This window comes from Marilutibacter maris (assembly GCF_006546735.2).
Lineage (GTDB): Bacteria > Pseudomonadota > Gammaproteobacteria > Xanthomonadales > Xanthomonadaceae > Marilutibacter > Marilutibacter maris.
Map to the genome: position 1 here is coordinate 1 of NZ_VICD02000012.1, position 9,001 is coordinate 9,001.

Sequence of the window (9,001 nt, forward strand, 5' to 3'; positions counted from 1 at the left end):
CCCGGGGCCCGGCGGCCGCGCTCGACGCCCCCACGCGCGGCTGCGGACGCGGACCTGCCGCAACCGCGACCGGAACCGCGGAATGGCGTTACTGACGCGCCAACGCGCCATGTTCCACGTGGAACCTCGCGACCTCGACCGCCACCGTGGCCAGCCCCGGGGGCGGCTCGGTACCGGTGATGAAGACCTGGGCATCGCTGGCGACCAGGTGTTCCAGCACCCGGCCCTGGTGGACGCGATCGAGTTCGGAACCGAGGTCGTCCAGCGCGATCACCGGCCAGCCGCCGCGGATCGCCGCATGGTGCGAGGCCTGGGCCAGCACCGCCGACAGCGCGGTCAGCTTGGCCTGGCCGCGCGAAAGCGCTTCGCGTCCGGGCAGCCCCGGGAAATGGATGCGCCAGTCGGCGCGATGCGGACCAACCGAGGTGTGCCCGCTCTGGACATCGCGATCGCGGGCCAGCAGCAGGGCGTCCTCCAGCGACACCGCCTCGCGGCGCCAACCCGGCAGGTATTCCAGTTCGACCGACCCCAGCGCCGGGGCCAACCCGGCCAGCAAGGGCGCCAGCCGTGCCTGCAGGTCCTCCAGGTACAGCTGGCGCCGGCGGCTGATCGGCTCGCCGGCCTCGGCCAGCTCGCGCTCCCAGGCATCCAGCCCGTCGCCGAGCCGCCGACTCTTGAGCAGGGCGTTGCGTTGCTTCAGTGCCCGCGCGTAGCGTCGCCACAGCGGCAGGAACTCATGTTCCACGTGGAACAACCCCCAATCGAGGTAGCGACGGCGGGTCTCGGCGCTGCCGGTGACCAGGGCATGGCTGCCGGGCTCGAAGCTCACCACCGCCAGCGCCGCGCACAGGTCGCCGAGCTGGGCGACATTGGCGCCGTCGAGGCGCCCGGTCCAGTCCTGACCGCTATGGCGCAGGCCGGCCTTGCGGACCCGGTTGCCGGCGGCGTCGCCGCCATGCTCGCGCCACTCGACGAAGACCTCCAGCGCCTCGGCGCCCGCCTGCAGCAGTCCATCGCGAACCCGGCCGCGGAAGCTGCGGCCGTAGGCCATCAGGTGCATGGCCTCCAGCAGCGAGGTCTTGCCGGCGCCGTTGTCGCCGGTGATCAGGTTGATGCCGGGGGCGGGCGCCAGGCTGACCTCGTCGAAACGGCGAAAGCGGCGGAGGTCAAGGCGGGTGATCTGCATCGGCAAAGCTTAAAGGGGCCGGGCACGGCTGGGGAGAGCTGGATCGGGTAGGGCGAGGGCGGGTGCGTGCCTGGGTGCGCAGGCGCGACGGCGCCGCTCCCCATAGCCCATAGGAGAAAGACGGCGGGTGACCAGCCCCCTGAGTCAGGGGACGATTCGTGCCGCAGGCATGAATGGGGGTGTGGCAGCGCAACGGCGGGGCCCAAGGTTTGCGCAGCAAACTTTGGGGGTTTCCGGGCGCAGTCCGGGAATCGCGGCTTACGCCGCTCCTACGAAGACCCGGCACCCACGGCTGGCTGGCAACCGTTGCTCCCTGTAGGAGTGGCGTGAACCGGGATCGAGCCCGCATCGGCACCCTACCCTTGCCACCCACGACACCCTGCAACAGAAACGCCCGGCACGGGGCCGGGCGTCGATGTTCCACGTGGAACCAGAAGGCTCCGTCGGCCGCGACTACAGCCGCAGCGGCATCACCACGTGGCGGCTGCGCTCGTTGCCGGCCTCGCGCACCAGCGCCGAGGAGTTGGCATCGCGCAGGGCCAGGATCACCTGTTCGTCGCGCAGTGCGGTCAGCGCGTCCAGCAGGTAGTTGACGTTGAAGCCCACTGCCAGGTCGTCGACCTTGGTGTCGGCCTCGACCTCTTCCTGCGCCTCTTCCTGCTCCGGGTTGTGCGCGCTGATCTTCAGCTGGCCCGGCGAGACCTCGATGCGGACACCGCGGTACTTCTCGTTCGACAGGATCGCCGCACGCTGCAGCGAGGCACGCAGCACCTCGCGATCGATCAGCACTTCGCGGTCGGCGCCGATCGGAATCACCGCCTCGTAGTCGGGGAAGCGGCCGTCGATCAGCTTGCTGGTGAAGGTGACATCGTCGCGCTTGATCCGGATGTGGCCGCGGCCCATCTCGATCTCGACTTCGCGGTCGCCGCCCTCGAGCAGGCGCTGCAGCTCGGTCACGCCCTTGCGCGGCACGATGATCTGGCGCTTGGTGCCGTTGCCGCCGTCCAGCTCGGCTTCGCACAGGGCCAGGCGGTGGCCGTCGGTGGCGACGCAGCGCAGGCTGCCTTCGCGCAGGTCGAACAGCAGGCCGTTGAGGTAGTAACGCACGTCCTGCTGGGCCATCGCGAAGGCGGTGCGCTCGATCAGCTCCTTCAGGGACGCTTCCGGCACCCGAACCCGCTCGGTGGCTTCGACCTCGTCGATCGCCGGGAAGTCGTTCGCCGGCAGGCTGGCCAGGGTGAAGCGCGAACGCCCGGCCTGCACGGTGATCTTCTCGGCGCTCTGACTGACGGTGACGCTGCTGCCATCGGGCAGGGCGCGCACGATGTCGAACAGCTTGCGTGCCGGAATCGTGGTTTCGCCATCGGCGGCATCGTCGACCGCGATCCTGGACACCATCTCGACTTCCAGATCGGTACCGGTCAGCGACAGCTGCCCGTCCTTGACCTGTACGAGCAGGTTGGCCAGCACCGGCAGGGTCTGGCGCCGTTCGACCACGTTGACGACTTGCGCCAACGGCTTGAGAAACACTTCACGTTGCAGGCTGAAACGCATGCTCAACCGCTCCCCTATGCCCAAGACAAAAGATTGGATAAATCAAAAACGTGGTGGTGGTGGTGTCGCCGAAAACGCGGGAAAACTGCCACAACCGTTTGTTTTGAAACGAAAATTTCTTCGGATGAACCTTTGTGAAACCGATCTGACAAGCGGGTACAAGCTGTGGACAAGTTTCGAGCCTTGCGGCGGCGGTGCAGTTGTCCACAGCTTGTACGCATGCCGTCCAGAATATTCCCTTTCCTGTTCACATCCACCGGATTTCACGTCTTTCGAGCGATTCCGCCACCGTTGTCAGCCTGCCCGGAGACGCCGGCAGGCGCGATGGCGCGTCGATCATTCGCTCAACTTGCGGATCAGCTTGTCCCAGTCCTCGCGCATCTTGCCGTCCGTCTCCATCAGGGTGCGGATCTGCCGGCAGGCATGCAGCACCGTGGTGTGGTCGCGGCCGGCGAAGGCGTCGCCGATCTCCGGCAGGCTGTGCTCGGTCAGCTCCTTGGTCAACGCCATCGCCATCTGGCGCGGACGGGCCAGCGAGCGGGTCCGCCGTTTCGACAACAAATCCTTGATTTGCAGGCCGTAGTAGTCTGCCACGGTCTTCTGGATGTTGGGGATGCCGATGGCCTGCTGCTGCGCCCGCAGCAGGTCGCGCAGGGTCTCCTGGGCGAACTCCACGGTGATCGCCCGGCCGGTGAAGTTGGCGCGCGCGGTCAGCGTGTTGAGCGCGCCCTCCAGGTCGCGCACGTTGCTGCGCATCTTCTTGGCCAGCAGGAAGGCGACGTCCTCGGGGATCTGCGCGCCGCGCTCACGCGCCTTGCTGAGCACGATCTGGGCGCGGGTCTCGAAGTCCGGCGGCTCGATCGCCACGCTCAGGCCCCAGGCCAGGCGCGACTTCAGACGCGGCTCCAGGCCGTCGACCTCGCGCGGGTAGCGGTCGCAGGTCAGGATGATCTGCTGCTTGCCGTCGAACAGCGCATTGAAGGTGTGGAAGAACTCTTCCTGGGTGCGGTCCTTGCCGGCGAAGAACTGGATGTCGTCGATCAGCAAGGCGTCGACCTGCTGGAACTGGCGCTTGAACGCGTCCATGGTCTTGTCCTGCAGCGACTTCATCATCGCGCTGAAGAACTGCTCGCTGCGCAGGTACATCACCCGGGTGCCGGGGTTGTTGGCGCGCATCGCGTTGCCGGCGGCGAACATCAGGTGGGTCTTGCCCAGGCCGGTGCCGCCGTACAGCAACAGCGGATTGTGGGCGCGGTCGCCGGGCTTGAGCGCGGCCTGCCAGGCGGCGGCGCGGCCGAGCTGGTTGCTGCGGCCCTCGACGAAGTTGTCGAAGGTGTAGTGACTGTCGAGGTGGCCGTTGAACGGCGCCGCCGGAGGCGAGGTCGGGGCCACGGTCGTGATCACCCGCGTTTCCGGGGCCGGAGCCGGCGCGCGCGGCAGCGAGCCGACCTCCAGGCTGACCTCGGGACTGCCGGCGAAATGGCCGAGCAGTTCGCGGATGCGGGCGAGGTAGCGTTCGCGTACCTGCTCGACGACGAAGGCGTTGGGTGCGTACAGCACGGTCACCTGGTCGCGGCGGGTGGCCTGCAGCGGTTTGAGCCAGGTGTGGACGTCCTCGGCCGGGAGTTCGGCTTCGAGGCGTTCGAGGCAGCGGGGCCAGGCGTCCATAGCGTCGATGGGTGTGTTCCGTTGTTGCGAAAAGCACCGGCACGCGAAGCCTGCGGCGTCGCGCGCACGGGGCGGTGGGGGTCGGCCAGACTATCACGTGGCGGGTGGCCGGCGGACGCGGGAAGCGCGTCCCGGACGGCAATCGCCGACGGGCGCGGGACGTCGGACGCGGTGGCGAAGGCATGGCCGCAAACCGGTTCCGGAGCGGGTGTTCCCAGGCGGGTGCTTTCCGGCGGATGCGTCCGGCGGAGCTGTGGCGAGCGCCGGCGCCGGGCGCTACCGGCGTCGTTTCGGCGCGGCCCACGCGGCGGCGCCCGGGTGGCGCGTCCGGGCCTTACCTTGACCTGGCCCGGGACCCCGGCTAGACTTCGCGGTTCTCTATTTCCCGCATTCACAGAGCCGACCCATGGCCACCAAGCGCACTTTCCAGCCCAGCAACCTCAAGCGCAAGCGCGACCACGGTTTCCGTGCGCGCATGGCGACCGCCGACGGCCGCAAGATTCTCGCCCGCCGCCGCGCCAAGGGCCGCAAGCGCCTCTGCGCCTGATTCGGGACGTGGCTGCCGGGCCGGGATCCGTTGCTCGGATCAGCGCCCGTCCGGTACGCCGCGGCTTGCAATGACGTCCTACCGCTTCCCGCGCACCGCGCGGGTTCGCGCGCGTAAAGACTTCGATCGCACCTTCAAGCACGGCCGGCGCGTGGCGCTGCCCGTGCTTGCCCTGCATTATCGCCTCGACGATGCCGCCGGGCCGGCGCTGCCGGACGATCCGGGCGAGCCGCGCCTGGGCCTGGCGGTCTCGCGCAAGGTCGACCCGCGTGCGGTCGGACGCAACCGCATCAAGCGCGCGTTGCGCGAAACCTTCCGATCGCACCGCGAACGGCTGCCCGCCGGCGACTACGTCCTGGTCGCCCGCGTTGGCGCCGCGCGCCTGCCCGCCGAGGCCCTGCGCCAGGCCTTCGAACAGCTGCTGCAGCGCGCCGGTGCGTTGCCCCGCCCGCAGGCGGCCGGCACAATGCGCGCCAAGCCGTCCGGCGAAGCACCCTCATCTCCTCCCGGCAGCACTTCCGGTCATCCTGGCCGGTGAGCATGCCCGGGTGAGCTTGCCTGCGCCGATCCGGACCCAATACCTGTGGGGTTGGCCGCATGACGCTTCCCGCTCCATCGCCGGGCCCGATTGCCGGCGGCCGCTGCCAGCGCCGCCTTCCGGTTGCCCGTCTCCCATTGCCAAGTTTCCTGTGAGTCCGATCGCATGAACCAAACCCGCGTCTTCCTGATCCTCGCCTGGCTGATGACGGCGACCTTGTTGTGGATGGAGTGGAACAAGGAGCAGACGCCCGCGACACCCGCGGCGGCGACGGCGGTGCCGGCCGCCGATCCGGCGGTGCCCGGCAACACAGGTCCGGCATCGGCCGACGGAATTCCCAGCGCGACCAGCCAGGCGCCGGCCAACCCGGCCGTGGCGGCCAGCGCGACCGGTACCGACCCGGCGGTCAGCGTCACCACCGACCTGTTCCGGATCCAGCTCAGCGGCGGCGAACTGCGCCAGGTCGACCTGATCGGCTACGGCCAGACCGCCGAGGACGACAGCCCGCCGGTGCGGCTGTTCACCCAGGACCCGGTCCAGTACTTCGTCGCCCGCAGCGGCTGGAGCAGCGCCCAGGGCGCGCCCGGTCACGACGGCGGCTTCCGGCTCGAGGGCGCGGTCCGCGACTTCACCCTCGGCGAGGGCCAGGACCAGGTCGTCGTGCCCTATCTGTGGACCGGCGCCAACGGCGTGACCATCCGCCGCAGCTATGTGTTCAAGCGCGGCGACTACGCGATCGGCGTGCGCGACGAGGTGATCAACAACGGCAGCCAGCCGTGGCAGGGCTACATCTACCGCGAGCTCGACCGGGTGCCGGCGGTGGTCCACAAGACCGGACCGATGAGCGCGGAGAGCTACAGCTTCCAGGGCGCGGTCTGGTACGACGAGGCCGACGGCTACAACCGTCGCAAGTACGACGACTTCGTCGACGACGGTCCGCTCAATCGCACCGTCACCGGCGGCTGGGTGGCGATGCTGCAGCACCACTTCTTCGCCGCCTGGATCCCGCAGCAGGACCAGGCCTCGCTGTTCGTGCTCGAACAGGGCAACGGCCGTTATGGCATCGAGTCGCGCGGCCCCTCCTTCAACGTCGCCGCCGGCGGCACCGCCGCCACCGACGCGCGCCTGTGGGTCGGCCCCAAGCTGGTCGAGGGCATCAAGGCGCAGGACGTGAAGGGCCTGGACCGCGCGGTCGACTACAGCCGCTTCGACGTCTTCGCCGCCCTGGCCAATGCGCTGTTCTGGCTGCTGGAGAAGATCCACAACCTGCTCGGCAACTGGGGCTGGTCGATCATCGGCCTGGTGGTGATCATCAAGGCGGTCATGTACCCGCTGTCGAAGGCGCAGTACAAGTCGATGGCGAAGATGCGCAAGTTCCAGCCGCGCATCGCCGCGCTGAAGGAGCGCTACGGCGACGACCGCCAGAAGTTCCAGCAGGCGATGATGGAGCTGTACAAGAAGGAGAAGATCAACCCGGTCGGCGGCTGTCTGCCGATGCTGGTGCAGATGCCGGTGTTCCTGGCGCTGTACTGGGTGCTGCTGGAGTCGGTCGAGCTGCGCCACGCGCCGTGGATGCTGTGGATCCAGGACCTGACCGCGCGCGATCCGTTCTTCGTCCTGCCGGTGATCAACATGGCGGTGATGTGGGCGACCCAGAAGCTGACCCCGATGAGCGGCATGGACCCGATGCAGCAGAAGATGATGCAGTTCATGCCGCTGGTGTTCGGCGTGATGTTCGCCTTCTTCCCGGCCGGCCTGGTCCTGTACTGGGTCACCAACGGCACCCTGGGCCTGCTGCAGCAGTGGTGGATGACCAAGAAGTACGCCGAGGCGCCGGTCAAGCCCTGACCCGGCCGTTTCCGGCGCTGGATGACGCGACGGCGGACCCGAGAGGGTCCGCCGTCCGCTTTTGTGCAAGGCCGCCGCGTGCGGCGGCGACGGGGAATCGGGCGATCAGACCGTCGTGGCCTCGTCCTCGGCCTCGTCTTCGCTGGTGCCAGTCGGCTTGCCCGCCGTGACCTTGGCCAGCTCGGCCTTGACCGCCGCGGCCTGCGCCTCCTTGCCGAGCTGGCAGCTGCGGCGCATGTCCGGACACATGTGCTGCATGTAGTCGACGTCGAGATTGACCCGCTCGACCAGGAAATCGACGAAGGCGCGCACCTTCGGCGACTGCACGTGACCGCGCGGGAACACCGCGTTGAAGTCGTATTCCGGACCGGTCCAGCCGGCCAGCACGCGCTTGAGATAGCCCTGCTCGACGTGGGTGCGGACCATCACGTCGGCGGCCATCATCATTGCCTCGCCGCACAACAGCGCACCGCGCAGCGCGGCCGGGTCGTTGGCGACCATGATCGGATCGACGGTGAAGTCCTGCAGCCCGTTGCCGTCGTCCAGCGCCCAGGCGTACTGACCGCCGCTGCGCCGCGACTTCGGGAAGGCGAGGGTGCGATGGTGCTGCAGGTCGCCGGGGTGCAGCGGTTCGCCGTGACGCTCGATGTAGTGCGGGCTGGCATAGACCTGGCTGCGCAGCACCGCCAGCCGGCGCGCGACCAGGTTGGAGTCGGGCAGGGTGCCGATGCGCAGGGCGACATCGATCTCCCGGCCGACCAGGTCGAGGGTGTCGTTGCTGAGCAGCATCTCGATCCGGACTTCCGGATGGCGGGCGTGGAACTCGCCCAGCAAGGGCGCGATCCGGTCGATGCCCATCGAGTAGGGCACGGTCACCCGCAGCCAGCCGCGCGGGCCGGCCTGCAGCTGGCCGACCGCGCTCTCGGCCTCGTCCAGCTCGCGGGCGATCCGCTGGCAGTGCTCGAAGTAGACGTTGCCGGCCTCGGTCAGGCCGAGCTTGCGGGTGGTCCGGTGCAGCAGTTGCGCGCCGAGGCGGGTTTCCAGCTCCTGCACCTTGCGGCTGACGGTGGTCTTGGGCAGGCGCAGGGTGCGGGCGGCGGCGATGAAGCTGCCGGCTTCCACCACCTTGACGAAGATCAGGGTGTCGTTGAGGTCGCGGGCCATGAGGGGGTTCCAGGGGGAGAGGGGAGGGATTGGACCGGTTACGGAACAATTATTCCCTCATTTGCCGGCTAATCAAGTGCCGGTCATCGGCGTAGTCTGGCCACCATTCCCTCCGAGCCCCGCCGCCATGTTGGCCCCCCGTACCCTCCGCCGCGTGTTCCTGCCGCTGATGCTGATCGCCATGTCCATCCTGGCCTGGCCGGCATTCATCGTGCTTGGGGAAGGGCTGTCGGACGGTCCCGGAGAGGCCTGGATGGTGCTGTGGACGCTGGCCTTCGTGCTGCTGCTGCCGATCGCGCTGCTGCTGCTGCCGGCCCTGGCGGCCCTGGTCGACTTGGCCCGCCAGCGGGACAATATCCCACTGGCGGGAGTGAAAATCCCATGAACGGGATGGTGCTCCCGCCACCGCCCTCGTCGCTGCCGGTGGTCGTGCTCGGCGCCAGCGGCGGCATCGGCCGCGGCGTGGTCCGCGCCGCGCTGGACCGCGGTCGCCCGG

Annotated in this window: 8 protein-coding genes; 4 read left to right on the top strand and 4 right to left on the bottom strand. The window is 68.8% G+C overall.

Annotated features, from left to right (window positions below):
• Positions 1–88: 88 nt before the first annotated feature.
• The 3 genes from recF to dnaA all read right to left on the bottom strand — a co-directional run bounded on the left by recF (position 89) and on the right by dnaA (position 4,408).
• Positions 89–1,186, bottom strand: a complete 1,098-nt coding sequence (recF, locus tag FKV24_RS01485) for a DNA replication/repair protein RecF (protein ID WP_141480945.1) — start codon at positions 1,184–1,186, stop codon at positions 89–91.
• A 453-nt stretch (positions 1,187–1,639) separates the two neighbouring features.
• Entirely contained in the window at positions 1,640–2,740 is a 1,101-nt protein-coding gene (dnaN, locus tag FKV24_RS01490) for a DNA polymerase III subunit beta (protein ID WP_111264903.1), read from the bottom strand.
• Positions 2,741–3,076: 336 nt separating this feature from the next.
• Positions 3,077–4,408 (bottom strand): chromosomal replication initiator protein DnaA, encoded by a 1,332-nt coding sequence (gene dnaA, locus FKV24_RS01495; RefSeq protein WP_111264902.1) that lies wholly within the window; start codon positions 4,406–4,408, stop codon positions 3,077–3,079.
• 406 nt (positions 4,409–4,814) lie between these two features.
• Between dnaA and rpmH the strand changes: the two genes are divergently transcribed.
• The 3 genes from rpmH to yidC all read left to right on the top strand — a co-directional run bounded on the left by rpmH (position 4,815) and on the right by yidC (position 7,341).
• Complete coding sequence (gene rpmH, locus FKV24_RS01500) at positions 4,815–4,955, top strand: 50S ribosomal protein L34 (protein WP_111267864.1); 141 nt, start codon at positions 4,815–4,817, stop codon at positions 4,953–4,955.
• A gap of 70 nt (positions 4,956–5,025) precedes the next feature.
• A complete protein-coding gene (rnpA, locus tag FKV24_RS01505) occupies positions 5,026–5,493 on the top strand; it encodes a ribonuclease P protein component (protein ID WP_141480946.1) in 468 nt (155 codons plus the stop codon).
• 165 nt (positions 5,494–5,658) lie between these two features.
• Complete coding sequence (gene yidC / locus FKV24_RS01510) at positions 5,659–7,341, top strand: membrane protein insertase YidC (RefSeq protein WP_111267862.1); 1,683 nt, start codon at positions 5,659–5,661, stop codon at positions 7,339–7,341.
• A 105-nt stretch (positions 7,342–7,446) separates the two neighbouring features.
• Here the strand turns inward: yidC and FKV24_RS01515 are convergent, their stop codons facing one another.
• On the bottom strand, positions 7,447–8,505 hold the full coding sequence (locus FKV24_RS01515; protein ID WP_111267861.1) for a LysR family transcriptional regulator: 1,059 nt from the start codon (positions 8,503–8,505) through the stop codon (positions 7,447–7,449).
• Between the two features lie 154 nt (positions 8,506–8,659).
• Here FKV24_RS01515 and FKV24_RS01520 point away from each other — a divergent pair, with 154 nt between their 5' ends.
• The gene (locus tag FKV24_RS01520) at positions 8,660–8,890 is read left to right on the top strand and encodes a hypothetical protein (protein ID WP_141480947.1); all 231 of its coding nucleotides are present in this window, start codon (positions 8,660–8,662) and stop codon (positions 8,888–8,890) included.
• Positions 8,891–9,001 lie beyond the last annotated feature (111 nt).

Bases quoted from the DNA above. Each gene is read 5' to 3' on its own strand.
- recF (WP_141480945.1), bottom strand. From the start codon at position 1,186: ATGCAGATCACCCGCCTTGACCTCCGCCGCTTTCGCCGTTTCGACGAG.
- dnaN (WP_111264903.1), bottom strand. From the start codon at position 2,740: ATGCGTTTCAGCCTGCAACGTGAAGTGTTTCTCAAGCCGTTGGCGCAA.
- dnaA (WP_111264902.1), bottom strand. From the start codon at position 4,408: ATGGACGCCTGGCCCCGCTGCCTCGAACGCCTCGAAGCCGAACTCCCG.
- rpmH (WP_111267864.1), top strand. From the start codon at position 4,815: ATGGCCACCAAGCGCACTTTCCAGCCCAGCAACCTCAAGCGCAAGCGC.
- rnpA (WP_141480946.1), top strand. From the start codon at position 5,026: ATGACGTCCTACCGCTTCCCGCGCACCGCGCGGGTTCGCGCGCGTAAA.
- yidC (WP_111267862.1), top strand. From the start codon at position 5,659: ATGAACCAAACCCGCGTCTTCCTGATCCTCGCCTGGCTGATGACGGCG.
- FKV24_RS01515 (WP_111267861.1), bottom strand. From the start codon at position 8,505: ATGGCCCGCGACCTCAACGACACCCTGATCTTCGTCAAGGTGGTGGAA.